Source organism: Ruegeria sp. CDSC042 (genome assembly GCF_059610745.1).
Map to the genome: position 1 here is coordinate 124,929 of NZ_JBXWOF010000007.1, position 22,022 is coordinate 146,950.

Sequence of the window (22,022 nt, forward strand, 5' to 3'; positions counted from 1 at the left end):
CCGTTTTTTATTGTTGGCGTCATAAGACGGGGCTTTGGCCCAATTCGCAAGCGTTCTGTTGGCGCGGACTTGCTCTTTTGTGCAGGGGCGCTTAGGTCTCAGCAGATGTGAAATCCGGAGGCCCCATGCTGTCGTTGATCCAAATTCTGCTGCTGATTCTGGACATTGTCTGGTTCATCATTCTGGCCCATGTCATCATGAGCTGGCTGATCAATTTCCAGGTGCTGAACCTGCATCAACAGTTGGTTGCGCAGATCTGGTACGGGCTGAACCGCCTGTTAGAGCCGATTTACGGCCCGATCCGACGCGTTCTGCCTGCAATGGGCGGGCTTGACCTGACGCCACTGGTGGTTCTGATCGGTGTCTATGCGCTGCGTATTATCCTGATCAACAATATGGTCTATTTTGTCTGACCTCTTGTTCAGTGAATCTTAGTATGTGATTGTCCTGTCTTAAGAGCAGATAACCTTAAAACAGGGCACCCCCGCACATGTTTGACGCCGCGCCTTTGCTGCGAGATGTCTTTGGATTCGACGACTTCCGTCCGGGTCAGGAAGAGATCGTCGATGCCGTCACGCTGGGCGAAAACGTGCTGGCCATCATGCCCACGGGCGGTGGCAAATCCCTGTGTTTCCAACTGCCTGCGCTGATGCGCGATGGGGTCACGGTGGTGATCTCTCCGCTGATTGCCCTGATGCGTGATCAGGTGCGCGGCTTGCAGGAAGCAGGCGTCGAGGCCGGCGCGCTGACCTCCGGCAATACCCCCGAAGAAACCGATGCCGTGTGGGAGGCGTTGGAGGCCGGGCGGCTCAAGCTGCTGTACATGGCTCCCGAACGTCTGGCCGCCGGATCGGCGCTGGGCATGTTGCGGCGGATCAATGTCAGCTTGATTGCGGTGGACGAGGCGCATTGCGTCAGTCAATGGGGCCATGATTTCCGCCCCGACTACCTTCGGATCGGAGAGCTGCGACGTGCGCTGGATGTGCCTTTGGCCGCTTTCACCGCCACAGCAGATGCGGAAACGCAGGACGAGATTGTCGAAAAGCTGTTTGACGGTACAGCCCCGCGCAAATTTCTGCGCGGGTTCGACCGACCCAACATCCACCTGGCCTTTGCCGCCAAGGATGGGCCCCGCAAACAGGTCCTGGATTTTGCCGCCGCGCGCAAAACCCAATCCGGCATTGTCTATTGCGGCACCCGTAACAAGACCGAGGTTCTGGCACAGGCCCTGCGTGCCGAAGGCCACACCGCCTGTCACTATCACGGCGGCATGGATCCCGAGGATCGCCGCATCGTCGAGACCCGCTTTGCGCGCGAGGATGGTCTGATCGTGGTGGCCACGGTTGCCTTTGGCATGGGCATAGACAAGCCCGATATCCGCTGGGTCGCCCATGCGGACCTGCCCAAATCCATCGAAGCTTATTATCAGGAAATCGGCCGCGCCGGGCGTGATGGCGCCCCGGCAGAAACCCTGACCCTGTTTGGGGCAGATGACATTCGCCTGCGCCGGTCACAGATAGACGAGGGGCTTGCTCCGTCTGACCGGCGGATGGCCGATCACGCCCGTTTGAACGCCCTGCTTGGCTTGGCCGAGGCGCTGGCCTGCCGCCGTCAGACTTTGCTGGGTTATTTCGGTGAACAGACCGAACCCTGTGGCAAATGCGATCTGTGTGACAGCCCGCCGGAAGTGTTCGATGGCACCACCCCGGTTCGTATGGCCCTGTCCGCGATCCTGCGCACCGAGGAATGGTTCGGCGCAGGCCATCTGATCGACATCCTGTTGGGCAATGAAACCGACAAGATCCGCGCCCGCCGCCATGATGCGCTGTCCACCTACGGTATCGGCAAGGACTGGTCGCGGCCCCAGTGGCAAGCGATTTTCCGGCAGATGATGGGCCATGATCTGGTCCGTCCTGATCCCGACCGCCACGGTGCGCTGCGCATGACTGAGGCCGCCAAGCCGATCCTGAAAGGCGAGGCGCAGATCAACCTGCGTAAGGACACGATCCGCAAAGCAACCCGTCGGCCTGCGGTCAAAGAGATGGTATCCGAAGAAGACGCACCGCTGCTGAGCGCACTCAAGGCGAAACGCCGTGCGCTGGCCGAATCCGCGCGGGTCCCGGCCTATGTTATTTTTCCCGATCGCACGCTGATCGAAATGGCGGAAACCCGCCCTGCAACGCTGGATGATATGGCCCGGATCAGCGGGATCGGTGCTAAAAAGTTGGAACGATACGGGGCCACGTTTCTGGAGGTTCTGACCGGCGCGGTCGAAGAACTGCACCCGGCCCGCCGCAAACTGGCCGGGCGCGATCAGGGTGAGATTTACGACCGCCTGCTCGAAGTTCAGTCGCAACTGTCGCGCGGCCCTGATGGAATCGACAAGCCGCTGACCTGTACCGCCTCGCAACTGGCAAAGGTGGCGCAGTTGCGATCAGACGACCCGCGCGCCATCGAACAGGTTCTGGGTGACCGCCGTCACGAAAGGTTTGGAGCCGCCTTTCTGGACGTGCTGCGTATGGCAAGCTAGATACCCACCAACAGGCAAGAAACGAGGGCGACTATGCTGGTAGTGATTTCCCCGGCCAAACGGCTGGATTGGGCAGAACGGAATGTTGAGGTCACGCAACCCGACTTTCAGGATGACGCGATCCGCCTGTCGAAAACCGCCCGCAATCTAACGCTGGGCGACCTGAAAAAGCTGATGGATCTGAGCGATGATCTGGCCCGCCTGAACCGCGACCGTTATCGCGCCTTTTCGGACGCCCCCGATGCTGTGGCGACACGCCCGGCCGCACTGGCCTTTGCCGGAGACACCTATCAGGGGCTCGAAGCGACTTCGCTGGATGTGGAAGAGATGGCCTGGGCCCAGGATCACCTGCGTATCCTGTCCGGACTGTATGGCATATTGCGTCCGCTGGACGCCATTCAGCCCTATCGGCTTGAGATGGGCAGTAGGCTGAAGACCCGGCGCGGCAAGAACCTGTACGATTATTGGCGCGACCAACTAAGCAAGGCGCTGAACGCTCAGGCAGCCGGGATCGGTAGCGATGTGCTGTTGAATTGCGCCAGTCAGGAATATTTCGGTGCAGTAGACCCCAAAGCGCTGAAATTACGGGTCATCACGCCGGTCTTCATGGAAGACAAGGGCGGCACACCAAAGATCGTCAGCTTCTTTGCCAAAAAGGCACGCGGGGCGATGGCACGCTATGTCATTCAACACCGTCTGTCCGATCCCGCCAGCCTGACAGAGTTCGACTCGGGCGGCTATGAATACCGCCCCGACCTGTCAGAGAACGACAAGCCGGTCTTTATCCGGCCCTATCAGGCCTCAGCCAGCATCGACGGGTCGTAAGAGACCAGTTCAACTGTGTTGCCTTCCGGGTCTTCGGTGAAAATTCCGCGCCAACCAACCCATCCGAACTGCTCGACGCGATAGGGTTGGCCGATCTTGTCATACCAACTCGTGACCGCCGGCTGCTCGTCGAAGGGCAGCGACAATGCGATATGATGCAGCGACGATCCCGCTCCTGTTACGGGACCTTCTGCACCGGCCCGATGTTGCCCCGGTCGTGGCGCGGTGCTGTAGTGAAACAGGGCCAGAACTTGCGTATGGCCGCCAAACCCCTCGGCTATCCGGAAGAAGGTTATAGCGCTGTCATGGTCACCGCTCAGACGCTGCAGGCCGATCACCTGTTCATAGAACTGCACCATAGCGGCCATATCTGCGCAGCGAATGGCAATCTCGCCCAGCGCGCGGGGGTGAAATCCACGGTCATCAGTCATGTCGGCAGCCTAGAACGCTCGGGTTTCGTCATCAAGAACCGGTTGCGTTCCGTCTGGCCGATGGTCAAGGATCATCTGGTGGATTTTCTGTTTTTGCAGCGGTTTGGTCAGGTAGTAGTCCAATCCAGCCGATAAAATACCCTGATCATCTCCGCTCATTGCATGTGCGGTCAGGGCTACGATCGGGACGTGCTGATTGGTTTCAACCTCGCGGCGGCGGATTTCACCTGTGGCCTGTTTACCATCCATTCCGGGCATCGAGATATCCATGAATATCAAATCCGGGTCGAATTCCAGATGGGCGGCGACCGCCTCAAGCCCGTTGCCCGCAAAGCGAAGATCAATGTTCAGATCCTTGACCATTTTGCGCAGGATCAGCTGGTTGGTCTTGTTGTCCTCAGCAGCCAGAACCCGCATGAGCCTTTGATCCCCGGCAATCGGTCTGACCTGCGCAACCGTTGGGTTTTGCGTGTCGGAACCATTCGATATCGAATCCGCTGATCGTCCCAGAGCGGTCAGACGTGCATATAATTCTGAACGAGGGATCGGCTTTTGCAACACTCCGTCAATAAGCTCGCAGGCCGGATGAGCATGAATCACGCCGGGATTGGCCGACATGACCACGACAGAGGTATCCGTCCACCCCCGGCCCTTTATCGTGGCCGCCAAATCCAGCCCGTCCATGTCCGGCAGATCGTGATCGCACAGCACCAGATCTACCGTGTCATCAAGCGTAGCCAGCGCCTCGGTTCCGGTGGTACATTCGGTAACCTTGGCACCTAGGCGACCAAGTTGCTTTGACAGGATCGCTCGATTGACAGCCAGATCTTCAACCACGACCACATGGCGCAGACATCCTTCCAGATTCGGGGGGGCGGGTTGCGGACCTTCGACCGTCGGCAGCGTTATCCGAAATCCAAAACAGGACCCCTGGCCCGGCTCGCTTTCGACCCAGATGGCACCGTCCATCAATTTGATCAGTCGTTTGGTGATGGCCAGACCCAACCCGGTCCCTTCAAACTGTCGGTTTTGTTCATCCTCGACCTGATTGAATTCACCAAAGATATGCGCCGCTTTATCCTCGGCGATACCGATACCCGTATCTTCTATGGCAACATGAATATCACAGGCCTGGGCCTCCGCGCGGGGGACCCCCGTGACGCGGATCAAGACATGCCCTTCCGCCGTGAACTTGACCGCGTTGCCTACCAGATTGGTTAAGACCTGACGCACCCGGCCCGGATCGCCCACGAACAGGGTTGGCAAAAACAGGTCATAGTCGACTAAAAGGCTTAAACCCTTGTCACGAACACTGGGCTGCAGCAGCATCGCCACCTCAAGGATACAGCGTTCGAAATCGAACTGTTCGGGGTGCAAGACCAGCTTATCCGCCTCAATCTTCGAGTAATCCAGAACATCGTTGATGATCACCAGCAAGGCTTCACCGGAATTGCGGATCGTGTTGAGATAGAGCCGTTGTTCTTCATCCAGCGCGGTTTCGGTCATCAACTCGGTCATGCCAACGATACCGTTCATGGGCGTGCGGATTTCATGGCTCATATTGGCCAGGAATGCAGATTTCGCGCGGTTTGCAGCCTCGGCCCGTTCGCGCGCCGCGGTCAGTTCGGCCTGATGCCGGACCGAGGCGGTTATATCAAGCGCAAGGCTGACCACATCGCCACCGCCACCGCGTTGATCAATCAGCTTGATATAGAGCCCGTTCCACAGCTTGACGATTTCTGACGGCGGGTTGGACAACTTCCAACGGGCCAGCATCCTGGCGCGCCAATCATCCTGCGCCTCGTCCACGGTATCAATCAGACCCTCCTGCGTGAGGGTTTCCAGAATTCTGCCATAGCTGATGCCGGGCGCTACTTCATCCAGCCCCTCAAACAGGCTGAAATATGAGGCATTTGCCCCGATCAACCGGCTCTCTTCGTCGAAGAATGCAAACCCGTCTGGGAAGGTCTGGATCGAATGCCATAGCCGCCGTTCGGCCACTTCGATCTTGGCATTGGCCAATGTCAGGTCCGATTTAACTTTTTCATTTTCATCGCGCACCGTCTCAACCTCGGCCCGCGTTTCACCAATGCGTTTAGTCAGAGCCATCGCGTGCAGGCCCAATTTCCGGTTGGCCGCTGATAGCTCGGCCTGTTTCATCTCCAGCAGACGTTCAGCGGCAAGCCGTGCGCGTCTTTCCTGTGCCAATTTGGTTGCAAGACTCATCAAAGGTGATCCCGGTACAATCTGCCCACAGCATCCCGACAGAGCGTGAAAAAGTGTTTAAGCCGTTGCCTGTTGCCACAGACCAATGGCAGGCTCAGAGGCCGCAAACGTTCAAAACTGCCTGCCTCGCCAGTACCTGCCTTTTCCTACTCAACGCAAAATCTGCTGTTTCTGAATGCGCTACAGGCGCTCAGATCAAAAAATTGTGTGGGATTACACGACAAACCTGACGCAGCAAAGCCGGTTCAAACGGTGCTTTACCATGACATGATGCTGGCGGCTGGGGCCACAATCAGCGTTGTGGTCGAATGACCTAACGCCGACCTTCACGCAGCCAACCCGCCAGAAGGAACCCACCGGCCAGCAAAAGCACCAGCCAGGGCGGTAGAACACCAGCCTGTGTTACAGAGCTGGTCTGGTAGGCATCGCGCGGGGTCAGCCCGATCCAACCGCGCCCCGATGCTGGCCGCCCAGCGCGGACATTGCGGATCGAAGGCAAACCGTCCTCGACCCGGATCACACCGCCGCGCAATTCGGCCAGAACCGGCTCAAGGATCTGATCGGTAGCAATCGTACGCTCAAATTCTTTGGGGGCCGCAGGGCCCAACCCAATCACCGCCGAATGTTCACCCTCTTGCAGACGATAGAGGCCAATCTCGGGGCCGAAGATCTGAGCTTCGAACCGCCCCGGAGAAACTTCGTTCAGCGTCACCTCAAGTGTTTCGCCATTGGGCTGCGTGATGGTAACCGCTCCGACGTCATCCCCCAGGGTTTGACGGATGACGCGCATGATTTGACCATTTGCTTCGGCCCACAGAGCCTCTTCCTCAAGCTCGGGTTCTTTCATCATCCAATGTGCCAATCGCCGCAGCAGTTCAAGCTGCGGACCACCGCCGTCGAAGCCACGGCTCCAGAGCCAAGCGTGGTCAGAGGCGAGCATTGCCACGCGCCCCTCTCCGACCCGGTCCAGCACCAGCAGCGGCCGGTTATCGACGCCGGTCATCAGCGTTTCACCTGATCGGAACAGGACATCAACCTGGCGCAACCATGCACCCCAATGCTCGGAATCGCCCAGATCCGTGGTCACCGGGTGCCGGTGCCCCATATCTGTAACTGTGGGGACAAAGCGTTCTTCGATGACCCGTGCGGTAGGCTGCGCCGGAAGAATCGGCGCCAGCGGCGAGCGGAAGATACTGTCGGCGCTGGCAAAATCAGGACCAGCCGCAATCAGAACCGCACCACCATCATTGATGTAATTGGTGACATTCTCCAGATAGACCGCAGGCAGAATACCGCGCCGCTTATAGCGATCAAAGATGATCAGATCGAAATCGTTGATCTTTTCCAGAAACAGTTCTCGAGTCGGAAAAGCGATCAAAGACAACTCGTCCACAGGCACACCATCCTGCTTTTCAGGCGGTCGCAGGATCGTGAAATGCACCAGATCAACCGAGCTGTCGGATTTCAGAAGGTTCCGCCAGGTCCGTCCACCTGGATGCGGTTCACCCGAAACCAGCAGCACCCGCAGACGGTCGCGCACACCGTTCATCTGAATCAGTGCGGTGTTGTTGCGGTCGGTCAACTCTCCTTCGACGCCGGGTACGGTAAACTGGATGACATTCCGCCCGCCATGGGACAGCTTGACCGGTAGCTCGACATCGACACCGATTGGAATGGTGAAATGCTCTGGCGCATTGCCATCAACCGAAATTTCCAAAGGCGCATTCGCAGCCGCAACAGGAACTGCGCCGCTATCCTCAACCCGCAACGTCAGCGTGACCGGCTCTCCGATAATGGCAAAAGCCGGTGCATTGCGGACGATCAGACGGCGGTCCCAGTCGCTGGCCCGCCCAGTCTGCAACAGGTGCATCGGTGCAGGCAGGTCAGGGGCCTGATCAACGTCATGCACGATCCCGTCCGAAAGCACGAGGATCCCCGCAATGCGCGCACGGGGTTCCTCGGCCAGGACTTTGTTCAGCGCAGCCATGACCTGTGTGCCCTCATCCCCATCGCTGTCACCCACCCGGATCCGGCGCAGCTCGGTATTGTCGCGCGCGTCGATCTCGGCCGCCAGTTCGGCAGCGGCCTGTGCGGTCTGTTCCGCGCGATCGGACAGGGTCTGGCTGGCGCTTTCATCCTCGATCATCACCACGATGTCGGTCAGCGGAGTGCGATCTTCGACCTGATAAACAGGCCCCGCCATGGCCGCGATCACGACCAGGGCGGCCAACCCGCGCAAAGCCCAGCCAGACAGGCCCCGCCACAGGGCTAGAACAACGCCTGATATGGCAATCGCGGCAACGACCATCAGAACGGGCCACGGAATCAGAGGGTCAAAGATAACGGTTCCGGTCATTGTCCCAACCTGTCCAGCAGCGCAGGCACATGGACCTGATCCGATTTGTAATTCCCGGTCAGCACATGCATCACCAGATTGACGCCAAACCGATTGGCCAATTCCCGCTGCCGCTCACCGGCATATCCGCGCCCGACCGGCAACAAGGCCTGCCCGTTTCGGTCGACGGCCCAGGCCCCGGCCCAGTCATTCCCGCCGATCACTACCGGTGTCACATTGTCGTTTAGGTTGCGGAACGGCATGCCGTCGATCTGTTCCGCATCCGGCGGGGCGGCTTCGACCCAAATCTCGGTACCAGCATATCGGCCCGGGAAATCCTGCAGCAAATAGAAGGCCCGCGTCAGAACATGGTCATCCGGAACAGGCTCTAACGAAGGGATATTCAGCGGGGCGGCCAGTTGTTGCAGCTTGCGGCCATTGGGGCTTGCTGCACCGAAACGCGCCACATCCGCGTCGCGCGTGTCGAACAGGATCATGCCGCCCGAGCGGAGATAGGCATTCAGCTTGGCATAGGCTTCGTCCGAGGGTTGCGGCTGTTCCGGCGTGATCGGCCAGTACAGCAGCGGGAAAAACGCCAGCTCGTCCCGTTCCAGATCAACGCCGATGGGCTCTGCCGGTTCGACCGAAGTGCGGAAGAACAAAGTTTGCGCCAAGCCACGCATCCCGGCGCCCGCGATATCGTCAACCTGCGCGTTTCCGGTCATGACATGAGCCAGTACCAGCTCTTGCGTTGCCATCAGGGCAAAATCGGTTTCCTCGGGCGTCTGAGCCTGAAGGTCAGGTGCAATCAGCAACGCACCCAGCGCCATCGCCGCGGCCCGGGCCAGCCCAAGTCGCCCCGACAACAGAAGTGACGCAATGACGTCCACCGTCAGCAAGATCAGCGCGAGGCTAAGCAAAATGCCCCCGACCGGCGTTTCGGCGCTGATTTCCTGCCCTTTGATCGGCACATCAGATGGCCAGATGGCTGGCGTCAGCACCGTATCCGCATCCAGTACATTCAGCGCCAGTTTTTGCTTGCCGCTTTCATACAGGCCCGGCCGCAGGTCCGGCCCGATTGCGCCCGAGGCCAGATCAACCCCATCGACACCGGCCAGGTTATCCGCATCCGACAAACCTCCGAACCCATCCATGACCTGCAGCGGTTCCCAGGTCGTGCCCTGTAGTTGCGATTCTTCCCGGGATTTCGCAGCAGACGCAACGGCGAGCCGGTCCAGCATCTCGACAAACAGGCCCGAGAGGGGAAGGCTCGACCATTCGGCATCAGCGGTGACATGGAACAGCACCACCTGCCCCAACCCCAACGCCTTGCGCGTGACCAGAGGCGTGCCATCCGTCAGCGATGCAATCACCCGATCAGCCAAATTAGGGTCTGGTTGCGCCATGACCTGTGTGGTCACGGAAACATCCGGTGGTACGCGCAGCCCGTAGAAAGGAGACGTTTCGGGGAACGGAGCCAGACCTTTGGCCTCACCCCAGCTCATCGCGCCGCCGACCGAACGGCCACCGCTGCGCAGGCGCACCGGCAGCAAGGTATCCTCGACATCCCGCCCCAGATCGCTAGCGGCCATGCGCGGCCCGGCAAAGCGCAACAGCAGCCCGCCCTGTTCGACCCATTCGGTCACCGCCAGTTGTTCCGCTTCGGCCAATTTCGCCACATCCGCCAGAACAATCACATCCGGATTGGCGGGCAACACATCCATCAACCCGCCCTCGACAAAATCTGCGGTCGGGACCAAAACCTGCGTCAGATAATGTAGCGGCGACAACAGCTCTAACCCTTCACGGTTCAAACTGCCCGCAAGCAGGGCCACCTCACGCCTGCGCAGGCTGTCATCGGTCAGCGTTACGGCACCCGCCGACCGCTGGCCCTGAATCTCGAACCGGGTGATTCTGGCCCGTAGTTCCGAGGGCAGCGCCAGCTCCACCTGAGCAAGCGTTTCACCTTCAGCAAAGACGACATTGGCGGATTGCAGAACCCGCATTGCGCCCGCCGGATCGCGCCCCTGTGCCAAAATGGTCAGGATGTTTTCCGGACCAGCAGTGGCGCGTTGGGCCGTCAGTTGAATGACACCATCCTGATAGGCGGCGGGCAGAATCGCATAAACAGGCGAGCCTGACTGGTACACGGTCACTTCCCCGCGCGATTGCAACGCAGCCAGAACCGTTTCCCGACCCGCAAATCCCAGACCGTCGCTGAACCAATATGTATCAAAACCACCATCAAGCTGATCCAGCACATCGAGCACCTGATCCATCTGCAGCTGAGTTGGTTGCCAGGGCATCGGAGTCACCCCCGGAAGCCGACCCCGCCACGCTTCGGCGGCCTGAAAGACTGGGGCTTCTGGCTCCGTCAAGTTGAGCAAGGCCACCGTGCGTCCGGCGCGTCCGGCCTCGGTCAGCTGCGTATCAAGCTGGTCCTGAAGCGATGGCCAGCCGCTTGCACCTGCCCAGCTGGCATCCAGCACCAACAACAGCGGCCCCGAACCCACCTGATCCCGCGAGGGATTCAAAACCGGCCCGGCCAGACCGATAATGATCGCCGCCGCCGCCAGCATTCGCAACAGCAGCAGCCACCATGGTGTCCGATCCGAAACACTCTCGTCGTCCTTCAGCCCCAGCAGCAGCGTTACGGCCGGAAACATTCGCCGGATCGGCGCAGGCGGCACAGCGCGCAGGACCAGCCACAGGATGGGCAGGGTCAACAATCCCAGCAACACCCAGGGCGCGGTAAAGCCTATCCCAGCCAAAACCGTCATACTCTGCCCCCGTCCAAAGCGCGATACAGCCATAACAGAGCCGCCTGTGCGCTGTCGCCAGTGTGGTGCAGCCCCAGTTGCCATCCCGTCACCCGACACAAGCGCATCAAGGCATCCTTTCGTTCGGCAAGGCGCGCAAAATATCGGTCACGAAGATCAGAAGCCTTTAGCGTTTCATGCCGGGCCGAGCCGCCCACACTTTCGAAAATGGTGCGTCCACGATAGGGGAAATTCTCTTCACCGGGATCCAGCACCTGCAGGACCACCCCGCGCACGCCACGATCCGCAGCTTTGGACAGGGCCAGTTCAACCTCTTCCATCGGGCCAAGAAAATCAGAGATGAACACCGCCCGCGCATGAGGGATCATGGCGCGGTGTTCGGGTGGCGCATAGTCGGCTTGATCATCCTCGGACCAGGCCTGCGCAAGCCGGATGATCTGGGCATTGCCGCGCCGGGGCGGCAGGGTTGTGCCCGTCAGGCCCACACGCTCACCACCACGCGCCAGCAAGATCGAAGTTGCCAGCCCCAGCAAACGCGCGCGATCCGCCTTGGTGGGCAGCGAAGCGTCCGAGGCAAAGCGCATCGACGCGCCCTGATCCACCCACAGCATCACCGATTGGGCAATCTGCCATTCGCGTTCGCGCACAAATTGTTGATCGCCACGGGCCGAGCGGCGGTGGTCGATCATCCGGCGGCTGTCGCCAACCTGTGCCGGGCGGTATTGCCAGAAATCATCGCCCATCCCGGATCGGCGACGCCCATGGTCACCCAGCAGGACGGTTCCGGCCAGATGTTCCGCCCGCGCCAACAGGGGCGGCAGCCGGGATGCCTCGGCCTCGGATCTTTCACGAAGGGTCAGCCCGGCATTCACGCCGCAGCCTCGGTTCGGATCAGCCCAAGCGCGGTCGAGTCAATCAGATCAGCCAGACTGTCACCGCGCGCCCGGGCCGCAAAGTTCAGCGCCATACGATGGCTGAGAACCGGGCGGGCCATCTCAAGAACATCTTCGGCGTTGGGGGCCAGTCGCCCCTGCAACATGGCGTTGGCACGCACCGTCATCATCAACGCCTGCGCCGCGCGGGGGCCAGGGCCCCAGGCCACGGTTTCGGCCACACGATCGGACACGCCTGCTTCGCCGGGGCGGAATGCGCGGACCAGATCCAGAATCAGTTCGACCACAGACTCGCCAACCGGCATCCGGCGCAACAGAAGTTGCGCCGCCAGCAATTCCTCTTTGGTGAAAATCTGATGTGCGTCGTCTTCTTCGACACCGGTCGTGGCCAGAAGGATATCCCGCTCGGTCTGACGATCCGGGTATTCGACGTCAATCTGCACCAAAAAGCGGTCCAACTGCGCCTCGGGCAGCGGATAGGTGCCTTCTTGTTCAATCGGGTTCTGCGTGGCCAGCACGTGAAACGGCTCATCCAGCGCACGATCCTCGCCCGCAACGGTGACGGTGCGTTCCTGCATCGCTTGCAGCAAAGCCGACTGTGTACGCGGGCTGGCGCGGTTGATCTCATCCGCCATCAGCAATTCACAGAAGATCGGGCCGGGAATGAACCGGAAGTGGCGACTGCCATCCTCGGCCGTATCCAGAACCTCGGACCCCAGAATATCAGCCGGCATCAGATCCGGCGTGAACTGGATACGGTTGCCATGCAGGCCCATCACGGTCGACAAAGTCTCAACCAGCCGGGTCTTGCCCAGCCCGGGCAAGCCGATCAGCAATGCGTGCCCGCCGCATAACAGCGCGGCCAGCGTCAGATCCACGACCCGCTCTTGCCCGATAAAGCGTCGGGTGATCGAGGCCTTGGCCTCTTGCAGTTTAGTTTCCAGCGCTTCGATCTCGGATACGAGGTCGGCAGGTTCGCTCATGACTTTCCCTTCCGTGGACGAGTATGGTTGAAGTGTATCGCGCGAAAAGGAAATGGCAAAAGTAATGAGCGGACAAATCCCTGTGACACCTTCTCCTGATGGCATTGCGGCATCAGTCAAAGCCGCGAAAACACGGGATTTACCCCCTGTTCACCTGTGGAATCCCCCGTTTTGTGGCGATCTGGACATCAGGATCGCAAAAGATGGTTGTTGGAGTTATTTAGGCTCGCCCATCAACAGGTTCGAGCTTGTGAAGCTTTTTTCCTCAATTCTTAAGAAAGAAGAAGGCAAATATTACCTGGTGACCCCGGTCGAAAAGGTGGGAATCACGGTCGAGGATGTCCCGTTCGTCGCTGTCGACTTTGATGCCACAGGCTCAGGCGCAGCGCAGATTTTGACTTTCAGCACCCATGTGGGTGACACGGCCAAGGCCGGACCGGATCACCCGATCCGTGTTGAGTTTGATCCGAAGACCCAGGAACCCTCGCCCTATATTCTGATCCGCGCCAATCTTGAGGCGCGCATCGACCGCAAAAGCTTTTACCGGCTGGTCGAGATCGGCACCGATCATGAAGACTGGTTCGGGGTGTGGTCGGGCGGTCAGTTCTTTCCGCTGATCCGCTCAGCCGATCTGGGCTGAGCGCGGCCTGCGATCCTGCGCCAGAACAACGGCGACCGCCACGATGCCCGCGCCCAGCGCGCGGGTTGAATTCCACTCATCTCCCAGCACAATCATGATCAGCATCACGTAAAATGGCGCGATGTTCATATGGAATGAGGCCAGCGCCACGCCCAGCTTTCCAACCGAAGCAACGAACAGGATCTGGCTCAGCCCCAGCGAAATCAGCGCATAGATCCCCAGCATCCCGATCTGCTGCCCGTCAATGGCAACCTCGGGGATCACCTCCATGCCCATCAGGCCAGCGGCAAAGCACAAGATCACAGCCATGGCAAAGCCCCCGATCAACGTGATCGTCGCGCGCCCGGTCTGGCTGAGTTCGGGGAAATCGCGCGCTGTGGTCATGCTGCCCCAGCTGAAAAAGACTACCGACACGACCGCGCATAAGGCCCCAAGGCCCAGCTGCGCCGGGGCGACGGCGCTGGTGGCGATCAGCCCGCCGATAATTGAAACCAGAACGCCTAGGCCAAAATTCCAGCTCAGCCGACGTGTGCCCGCCTTAAGCTCCAGCAGGGTTGCGATTAGTGGCGCGCAAGAGGCGATGATGACGACGGTTACCGGATCGGTCAGCTTTTGCGCCAGGATCAGCAGGAACATCGGGCAGCCAAAGCCAAACGCTCCGACGATCATGGCCCATCCCCATCTGGCCCTTAGAATACGACTGGGACCGTCCAGCATCAGCCAGATCGGCAGCAGCACCAAAACCGCCAGACCCAGACGTGCCGCCAGCAAGCCCACTGGCGACCAGCTTTGCAACAAGACCTCTGCCGCCGGAAAGCCTGCGGCCCATGCCAGCATCGAGGCAACCGCCAACCCGTTGCCAGACAAGGCGGAGTTGCGGTCGGCGGACATAGAAATATCGGTCCCGCGCACGGGGTCAGGGCTCATTGCCATGGGTCATACCTCTGGTCAAAGCGGCGCCAGAAATGATTCGCCGCATTGTCCCGAACGTCACTGAATTAAACCGGGTGATCTGGCAGATTTTCGACAATCTGTCGTTTTCAGTCCCTTTCGCTGAAATCACCCGACCGATATGGTCCGGCGAACAGACACGCAAAGGCCATCCATGCCCAAATTCGCTGCAAATATCTCACTGCTCTTTGCCGAACTGCCCTATCTCGACAGGTTTCAAGCTGCCGCGCAGGCCGGGTTCAAGGCTGTTGAGGTTCTGTTTCCCTATGATCTGGCTACCAAGGAAACCCGCCGTGCTCTGCTGGCTAATGGGCTCGACCTGGTGCTGATCAACGCGCCGCCACCCAACTACACCGGCGGCACTCCCGGATATGCCGCCGTTCCGGGCGGTGAGGCTCGGTTCCAGTCCGACATCCGCCGCGTTCTACGCTATGCTCAGGCGCTGCGGCCCGAAAAAATCCACATCATGTCCGGATATTCCTCGGGCGTGGATGCTATGGATTGCTTTGTTCAAAACCTGCAATGGGCAGCAGACCACGCGCCCCAACAGCCGTTCACGATCGAACCGCTCAACCCGGTGTCACAGCCTGAATATTTCCTGAACTCTTACGATCTGGCCGCCGAGGTTTTGGATCGTGTGAACCGGCCCAATGTTGGCCTGCAATATGACAGTTTTCACGCCCAGATGATCCATGGCAACGCGTTGCAGGTCTGGCAGCAGTTCCAAGCCCGCATCGTGCATGCCCAGATCGGAGCGGCACCGGATCGCTCAGAGCCCGGCCGTGGCGAAATGGATTTTGCCGAGCTATTCCGAGCGATTGATAACAGCGGCTACACCGGCTGGGTCAGTGCCGAATATCAGCCCTCGATCCAACGTACCGCCGAGACGCTCGGCTGGATGCACCTTTGATTGTCCGCTCGCACTGGTATTACCCGGAAAAATGGCGCAGATCATTGCCACCTCACACCAAGGATGTCCGGATGATCCCTGCCCGCTATGCCCGCGCCCTGTTCAGCCTGATCATGTCAGGCATGATGTCCTGCATCGTCACCGGTATCGCCACGGCCAAGGCCGTCGGCTTCGGTCCCGCGACGCTGGGCGACTGGATGGGCTCATGGGTTTTCTCCTGGCCCATCGCGTTCACAGTTATCCTACTGCTGGGCCCCAGCGTGCAACGGATGGTCAACCGCATGGTCAGACCACAGGGCTGACCCGCCGCGAAGAGGGCCCGCAGGGCTTGATGAACGGCGGCGCTAGTGCGCCTCGGCCCAATTCGCGCCCTGTCCCGCATCAACGCTGAGTTTCACATCCAGTTTCACCGCTGGGTCCGAGGCCCCCTCCATCACGTCGCGCGCCGCGTCGATCAGCGGGTCTACGGCGTCCTCGGATACTTCGAACAGCAATTCGTCATGCACTTGCAGCAACATTTTCGCGGGCAACCCATGGATCGCATCCGGCATCCGCACCATGGCGCGTCGGATCACGTCGGCCGCGGTGCCTTGAATCGGAGCGTTGATCGCCGCCCGACGCGAAAATCCCGCATGCGGCCCCTTGGCATTGATTTCGGGCGTATGGATTTTGCGCCCGAATAGGGTCTGCACATAGCCATTCTCTTTGGCAAAGGTGACGGTGTCGTCCATATAGGTCCGAATGCCGGGGAAGCGTTCGAAATAGCGGTCGATGAAGCCCTGCGCCTCGGCCCGTGGAATGCGCAGGTTGCGCGCCAGACCAAAACCCGAGATGCCATAGATCACACCGAAGTTGATCGCCTTGGCCTGACGGCGAATATCCGGCGTCATCTCATCCAGCGGCACGTCGAACATTTCCGACGCAGTCATGGCGTGAATGTCCAGCCCATCGGTAAACGCCTGCTTCAAGGCCGGAATATCGGCAATATGCGCCAGAATCCGCAGCTCGATCTGGCTATAATCCAGGCTGACCAACACATTTCCCGGTTCGGCAATGAACGCCTCGCGGATGCGACGACCTTCCTCGGTGCGCACGGGGATGTTCTGCAGGTTCGGATCGGTCGAGGCCAAACGACCCGTGTTCGCCCCGGTGATCGAATAGGATGTATGCACCCGGCCCGTATCGGGGTTGATATGGGTCTGCAGCGCGTCCGTATAGGTCGATTTCAGTTTCGACAGCTGCCGCCAATCCAGCACCCGACGCGGCAATTCATGCTCGGTCGCCAGATCCTCAAGGATATCGGCCCCGGTTGAATATTTACCGGTCTTGCCCTTCTTGCCGCCTTCCAGACTCATCTTGTCGAACAGAATCTCGCCCAGCTGAGCGGGGGAGCCGACATTGAAGCTTTCACCAGCCAACTCGTGGATTTCAGCCTCTAACCCGGCCATTTTCTGGGCAAACGCGTTGGACATGCGGCTGAGGACATCGCGGTCAACCTTGATGCCATGCATCTCCATTTCGGCCAGGACCGGCACCAGAGGGCGCTCCAGCGTTTCATAGACGGTCGTTACCTGAACCTGATGCAGCTGAGGTTTGAACAGTCTCCACAGGCGCAGGGTGATATCGGCGTCCTCGGCGGCATATGCCGTGGCCTCGTCAATCGGAACCTTGTCGAAGGTGATCGCGGATTTGCCGGATCCCAGCAGCGGTTTGATCGGAATCGGCTTGTGGTTCAAATAACGCTCGGACAGGGTGTCCATGCCATGCCCATGCTCGCCGCCATGCATCGCATAGGACATCAACATCGTGTCATCAATCGGCGCCACATCCACGCCATAGCGGGCAAAAATCTTGGCATCGTATTTCATGTTTTGCCCGATCTTGAGGATCGACGGGTCCTCTAACATCGGTTTTATCAGTGTTAGAGCCTGTTCAATCGGCATTTGCCCCTCGGCCAGCGCGTCCGAGCCGAACAGATCGTCGGTGGCGCTTTGACGATGGATCAATGGGATATAGCAGGCCTCGCCCGCCTCGATGCAGAGCGAAATGCCGACCAGATCTGCGATCATCTCGTTCAGCCCAGTGGTCTCGGTGTCCACTGCAACCCAGCCACGCTCATATGCCTGGTCTATCCATTTCTGCAAAGCCCCCGCGTCGCGGACGCATTCATACTTCGACGCGTCGAATGGAATGTCTTCAGCCTCGGCCACATCTGCAACGGGCGCAGGCGCGTCTGCAATCACCGGTGCCTCGGCCCCCAGCTTGTCCGCTATGCGCTTGGTGAGGGTGCGGAACTCCATCTCAGCAAGAAAGCCCAGCAGAGTGTCCGGTTCAGGGTCTTGCACCTCAAGATCGTCTAGGGTGAAATCCAGCGGCGTATTCTCATCCAACTGCACCAGTCTTTTCGACAGCTCAATCTGGGCGCGTTTGTCGATCAGGGTCTGGCGGCGTTTGGGTTGTTTGATCTCTTCGGCGCGGTCCAGCAGGGTTTCCAGATCCCCAAATTCATTGATCAAAAGCGCCGCCGTCTTGATCCCAATGCCCGGAGCCCCCGGCACATTGTCCACGCTGTCCCCGGCCAGCGCCTGCACGTCCACCACACGTTCAGGCCCGACGCCGAATTTCTCGAACACGCCATCGCGGTCGATGCGTTTGTTCTTCATCGCATCCAGCATTTCGACCCCATCGCCGACCAGCTGCATCAGGTCCTTGTCGGAACTGACGATCGTGACGCGACCACCCGCCTCACGCGCCTGTATGGCAAGGGTGGCAATGATGTCGTCGGCCTCATAGCCCTCAAGCTCTTTGCAGGCGATATTGAAGGCGCGGGTCGCCTCGCGGGTCAGGGGCATCTGAGGGCGCAGATCCTCGGGCATGGCCTCGCGATTGGCCTTGTAAAGGTCATACATATCGTTGCGGAACGTATGAGAGCCCTTGTCGAAGATCACCGCCACATGGGTCGGCGCGTCTGGCCCGGTGTTTCCTTCGACATATTTCTGCAGCATGTTGCAAAAGCCCGACACGGCCCCAATCGGCAACCCATCCGACTTCCGCGTCAGCGGCGGCAGCGCGTGATAGGCCCTGAAGATAAAGGCCGATCCGTCAATAAGATGAAGGTGACACCCTTTTCCGAAATTGCTCATGCGCGCGCTCCCTGTCGGTCAGGGATGGTTCTGCCACAGGGGCGCACGGGTGACCAGTACAGAAGGTGAACTATCCGCCGAACAGGCCGCCAAATACATCCGAAAAGCTGTTGAGCAGCGCCATGATGACCAGCACACCGAGGAAAGCGAAAAACGCAAAAGCAAAGAACTGAAACAGGATTGCGCCGATGCCGATTGCGATACCCGCAATGGCCGGGCGCAGTTTTTCGTGGCGCAGAATGCCTATGGCCGACAGGATGACGGCCAATCCTCCCAAAAGGGCTATGCCGATCTGCAGATAGTCATCCAGGTCCCGGACCCGGGCCACCGGCTCGGGTTGGTCCAGCCCGGCGGCCGAGCGCAGGGTGGATTTTCCAAGCTCGGCTGCAAGCTCTCCCAAAGACACGCCAGTCGATTGTTGCGGTGCGAATGGCCCGGCCCAGAACAGGAACAGGGCGCCCAACAGGGCCATTGCGGAAACACTAAAACCAATCCATCCGAAGACCGGTTGGTTGGTATTTTGGATACTGGCGTCCATCAACACACTTCCTCCATTGAGCCGGCGCAAAGCTATCGTCAGAACACGACATTAGTTGGGCAGGTTAGACCTTGCCGGATTGGTTTATCAAGCGGGACAAAGTGATCGAGTAAGGCAATGGCATCCTTGTGCCGAAGTCTTCATTCGCAGCCCACAGCACCTCACCGGCCCAGACATGGCAGGTTCGCAGCGCGTTGAAACGCCCTCTGGCCTTAAAACTGATTTCGGTCGAAAAAACCCGGCACCCAGGAGGCCTGTAGATCGGCCCGCTGACCAGGTGATTTCGATCGTATCATCGCCCTGCGCCCGATTTCCCGATCCGGTTAGAAGCATTCAGATAGCGGCGGACAGAAAATAGCCAACAGCTCCAATGATCAGGCAGAGGTCAAACCTGCCCGCGGCTTTGCACAATCAGGCGCTGGCCTCGTGCCCTTTTAAGACAAATTTGCAGTCGCAATAGGGGCACTCGACCCAGCCGGTGTCTTCGGGGATCTGTAACCAGACACGTGGGTGGCCTAATGCACCTTCGCCACCATCACAGGCGACACGAGAGGTTTCGACGATCTTGGTTTCCGGCGCTTCGATTGTCACGGCTGGCGATCCTTCACTGGTTGTCGGCCTCGCGGGCATGCATTAGGTGCGTTTATGAGCGATGAGCAAACCGGGGGCAAGAGCCACATGGACAATGCGGCAATCAGGATCGAAGGGCTGCGCAAGACCTATCGCGGCAGCAAGGGCCAGCCTGAAAAACAGGCGCTGAAGGGCATTGACCTGACAATCCCGCGCGGTTCAGTCTTTGGATTGCTGGGGCCGAACGGGGCCGGGAAATCAACCCTGATCAACATTCTGGCCGGGCTAGTGGTGAAATCGGCTGGCCATGTGTCGATCTGGGGTCACGACCAAGACCGCAACCCGCGCCAATCTCGCGCTGCCATCGGCGTTATGCCGCAAGAGCTGAACCTGGACCCGTTCTTTACCCCGCGCGGTGCATTGGAGGTTCAGGCTGGCCTATATGGGGTACCAAAGGCGCAGCGGCGCAGTGATGAAATCCTCGAACTGGTTGGCCTCAGAGACAAGGCCGAGGCCTATGCCCGCACCCTGTCCGGCGGTATGCGGCGCCGGTTGCTGTTGGCCAAGGCTTTGGTGCATAACCCCAAAGTGCTGGTTCTGGACGAACCCACAGCGGGCGTGGATATCGAGCTGCGCCAAATGCTCTGGGCCAACGTGCGCAAGCTGAACCAGCAGGGCATGACCATCATCCTGACGACGCATTACCTGGAAGAAGCACAGGAGATGTGCGACCAGATCGCCATCATCAATCATGGCGAAAAGATCGCACAGGACAGCACGGCAGACCTGCTGGGCCGCATGGATGGTCGGACGATGGTAATTATTCCGGATGGCCCCGTCACTGAACTGCCTGCGACCGAGGGAGTCGAGGCCACACTGCGCGACGATGGCAGCCTGGTGCTGCGCTATCGCAGTGCCCAGACCAGTGCCGAACAGGTTCTGGAATCCGTCAGGGCCGTGGGCATGCGTATCCGGGACGTTCGCACCGAAGAAGCAGATCTTGAGGATGTGTTCCTAGCCCTGACCTCGACCCGGGCGGGCGATGTCCCGGCAGCTGATCTTGATCAGCCGCGCCGGGGATTGCACCGGGTTAAGCTTTAGGCGCGGTCGATCCGCGCGTGATAGCAGTTATTCGACGCGGATCTGATGTGGATATAGGCGACATCCGCGCGGGCAAAGATATCCCCGGCAGCGTTTTGCAATTCCGCCTGCGGCGTAATGATCCCGGTGCCGTAAACAATCCTGTCGTCCGATCCGTACCCTTTAATCAGATAATTGAGTGAGGCGGTCAGCGCCTCGGGCAGGTTGGTGAGATCCTCATAGCGCTGACAAGGCTCTACACAAAGGTAAATCGGCCCGGTTTCAGCAAAAGGTTGTGTCGCTGGAAAGGGCCGGTGGGCCAGCACCAGCATTTCCTTTCCCTTGGGAATATAGGTCAGGCAATGACGGCAGGGGTTTCCTTCCCCGTTCGATATCGCCCTTTCGGGCGGGTTGCCATAACCATCAGGCGCACCTTGGCGATAGGCCTGAACCTGCGCGGTGGGGAGGGCGGATATTTTGTGCATGTTAGGTCTCCTTCTTTGTACAAAAGATGCCTGACCCGGCGAGAGGAACCGACCCGTTTCCTGCGCAAACGCTTCTTTGAGACAGCGCGACATATACGCGCCGTGGCTTGACAGCACGGGCTACAATCCGATCTGAACGGGACGCAATTCAGTTTCGGAACGCCCATGTCCAAACCTACCTCTCCTGCCCGCCCAGGAATTCCTCCGAGGTTTCCCGCCACCGCTGAACAGATCATGTCGCAGGTGAGCGCATTCTACGCCCGCGTCCGGCAGGACGAGGCACTGGCGCCGGTCTTTGCAAACCATGTCAGCGACTGGCCCCCGCACGAGAACAAGATCGCCGCGTTCTGGCGCAACGCCATTCTGCATGAGCGTTGTTATGACGGAAATCCGCAGCGTATTCACATCGAAAGGCCTGATATCAGGCCCGAATTGTTCGATCATTGGCTGGACCTGTTCGAGGAGGTGGCCCATAGCACCCTGCCCGCAGAAACCGCGCTGCCCTGGGTGGCGCTGGCCCGGCGCATCGGCGTAGGGATGAAAGTGGGTGTACAATCCGCGCGCCAGCCAAAGGACGCGCCACCGATCCTGCGATGATCTCAGATCATGGCCGGTTGCCATGTTAGCGGTAAAATAAGGGCTATCAGACTCTGAAAAATGGGTTTATGCAACGGATGAACCCACCATTCCGCTGCCCAAGGC

Annotated in this window: 19 protein-coding genes; 8 read left to right on the top strand and 11 right to left on the bottom strand. The window is 59.5% G+C overall.

Annotated features, from left to right (window positions below; genetic code table 11):
• Nucleotides 1-125 precede the first annotated feature (125 nt).
• The 3 genes from AC2FHX_RS15040 (at nt 126) to yaaA (ending at nt 3,355) form a co-directional block, all read left to right on the top strand.
• On the top strand, nt 126-413 hold the full coding sequence (locus AC2FHX_RS15040; protein ID WP_271951835.1) for a YggT family protein: 288 nt from the start codon (nt 126-128) through the stop codon (nt 411-413).
• A 77-nt stretch (nt 414-490) separates the two neighbouring features.
• Nucleotides 491-2,530, top strand: a complete 2,040-nt coding sequence (gene recQ, locus AC2FHX_RS15045; RefSeq protein ID WP_496702483.1) for a DNA helicase RecQ — start codon at nt 491-493, stop codon at nt 2,528-2,530.
• A gap of 33 nt (nt 2,531-2,563) precedes the next feature.
• Complete coding sequence (gene yaaA / locus AC2FHX_RS15050; RefSeq protein WP_496702482.1) at nt 2,564-3,355, top strand: peroxide stress protein YaaA; 792 nt, start codon at nt 2,564-2,566, stop codon at nt 3,353-3,355.
• Here the strand turns inward: yaaA and AC2FHX_RS15055 are convergent.
• From AC2FHX_RS15055 to AC2FHX_RS15080, 6 genes are all read right to left on the bottom strand, one after another.
• Nucleotides 3,325-3,786, bottom strand: coding sequence for a VOC family protein (locus tag AC2FHX_RS15055; RefSeq protein WP_496702480.1), 462 nt, complete (start codon nt 3,784-3,786; stop codon nt 3,325-3,327). The genes yaaA and AC2FHX_RS15055 overlap by 31 nt on opposite strands.
• Nucleotides 3,787-3,795: 9 nt before the next feature.
• A complete protein-coding gene (locus AC2FHX_RS15060; RefSeq protein ID WP_496692801.1) occupies nt 3,796-6,012 on the bottom strand; it encodes a response regulator in 2,217 nt (738 codons plus the stop codon).
• Nucleotides 6,013-6,325: 313 nt separating this feature from the next.
• A complete protein-coding gene (locus AC2FHX_RS15065) occupies nt 6,326-8,368 on the bottom strand; it encodes a hypothetical protein (RefSeq protein WP_496702477.1) in 2,043 nt (680 codons plus the stop codon).
• Nucleotides 8,365-11,127 carry a DUF4159 domain-containing protein gene (locus AC2FHX_RS15070; protein ID WP_496702475.1) on the bottom strand — a complete coding sequence of 921 codons (2,763 nt, stop codon included), beginning with the start codon at nt 11,125-11,127 and terminating at the stop codon, nt 8,365-8,367. Before AC2FHX_RS15070 ends, AC2FHX_RS15065 begins: the two co-directional genes overlap by 4 nt.
• Nucleotides 11,124-11,999: a DUF58 domain-containing protein gene (locus AC2FHX_RS15075; RefSeq protein WP_496690277.1), complete on the bottom strand. Its 876-nt coding sequence runs from the start codon at nt 11,997-11,999 to the stop codon at nt 11,124-11,126. Before AC2FHX_RS15075 ends, AC2FHX_RS15070 begins: the two co-directional genes overlap by 4 nt.
• Entirely contained in the window at nt 11,996-13,003 is a 1,008-nt protein-coding gene (locus AC2FHX_RS15080; protein ID WP_271951824.1) for an AAA family ATPase, read from the bottom strand. The genes AC2FHX_RS15075 and AC2FHX_RS15080 overlap by 4 nt, the downstream gene beginning before the upstream one ends.
• Before the next feature lie 64 nt (nt 13,004-13,067).
• On the opposite strand from AC2FHX_RS15080, the gene AC2FHX_RS15085 reads away from it, so the two are divergent.
• Nucleotides 13,068-13,643, top strand: coding sequence for a DUF1285 domain-containing protein (locus tag AC2FHX_RS15085; protein ID WP_271951822.1), 576 nt, complete (start codon nt 13,068-13,070; stop codon nt 13,641-13,643).
• Here the strand turns inward: AC2FHX_RS15085 and AC2FHX_RS15090 are convergent.
• Nucleotides 13,626-14,570, bottom strand: coding sequence for a DMT family transporter (locus AC2FHX_RS15090; RefSeq protein ID WP_496702473.1), 945 nt, complete (start codon nt 14,568-14,570; stop codon nt 13,626-13,628). The two genes, AC2FHX_RS15085 and AC2FHX_RS15090, sit on opposite strands and share 18 nt — an antisense overlap.
• 178 nt (nt 14,571-14,748) lie before the next feature.
• Between AC2FHX_RS15090 and AC2FHX_RS15095 the strand changes: the two genes are divergently transcribed.
• Both AC2FHX_RS15095 and AC2FHX_RS15100 read left to right on the top strand, forming a co-directional pair.
• Nucleotides 14,749-15,504 (top strand): hydroxypyruvate isomerase family protein, encoded by a 756-nt coding sequence (locus tag AC2FHX_RS15095; RefSeq protein WP_496702471.1) that lies wholly within the window; start codon nt 14,749-14,751, stop codon nt 15,502-15,504.
• Nucleotides 15,505-15,575: 71 nt separating this feature from the next.
• Nucleotides 15,576-15,806 (top strand): DUF2798 domain-containing protein, encoded by a 231-nt coding sequence (locus tag AC2FHX_RS15100; RefSeq protein WP_142638700.1) that lies wholly within the window; start codon nt 15,576-15,578, stop codon nt 15,804-15,806.
• A gap of 42 nt (nt 15,807-15,848) precedes the next feature.
• On the opposite strand, the gene polA is transcribed toward AC2FHX_RS15100, so the two are convergent.
• The 3 genes from polA to AC2FHX_RS15115 all read right to left on the bottom strand — a co-directional run bounded on the left by polA (nt 15,849) and on the right by AC2FHX_RS15115 (nt 19,776).
• Complete coding sequence (gene polA, locus AC2FHX_RS15105; protein WP_496702469.1) at nt 15,849-18,647, bottom strand: DNA polymerase I; 2,799 nt, start codon at nt 18,645-18,647, stop codon at nt 15,849-15,851.
• Nucleotides 18,648-18,717: 70 nt separating this feature from the next.
• Nucleotides 18,718-19,185: a hypothetical protein gene (locus AC2FHX_RS15110; protein WP_496702467.1), complete on the bottom strand. Its 468-nt coding sequence runs from the start codon at nt 19,183-19,185 to the stop codon at nt 18,718-18,720.
• 411 nt (nt 19,186-19,596) lie between these two features.
• Complete coding sequence (locus AC2FHX_RS15115) at nt 19,597-19,776, bottom strand: zinc-finger domain-containing protein (protein ID WP_142638543.1); 180 nt, start codon at nt 19,774-19,776, stop codon at nt 19,597-19,599.
• An 87-nt stretch (nt 19,777-19,863) separates the two neighbouring features.
• Between AC2FHX_RS15115 and AC2FHX_RS15120 the strand changes: the two genes are divergently transcribed.
• Nucleotides 19,864-20,856: an ABC transporter ATP-binding protein gene (locus AC2FHX_RS15120; RefSeq protein ID WP_496702606.1), complete on the top strand. Its 993-nt coding sequence runs from the start codon at nt 19,864-19,866 to the stop codon at nt 20,854-20,856.
• Here AC2FHX_RS15120 and AC2FHX_RS15125 read toward each other — a convergent pair.
• Nucleotides 20,853-21,320, bottom strand: a complete 468-nt coding sequence (locus AC2FHX_RS15125; protein ID WP_496702466.1) for a DUF1203 domain-containing protein — start codon at nt 21,318-21,320, stop codon at nt 20,853-20,855. The genes AC2FHX_RS15120 and AC2FHX_RS15125 overlap by 4 nt on opposite strands.
• A 165-nt stretch (nt 21,321-21,485) precedes the next feature.
• Between AC2FHX_RS15125 and AC2FHX_RS15130 the strand changes: the two genes are divergently transcribed.
• Nucleotides 21,486-21,917 (top strand): group III truncated hemoglobin, encoded by a 432-nt coding sequence (locus AC2FHX_RS15130; protein ID WP_142638539.1) that lies wholly within the window; start codon nt 21,486-21,488, stop codon nt 21,915-21,917.
• Nucleotides 21,918-22,022: the final 105 nt, after the last annotated feature.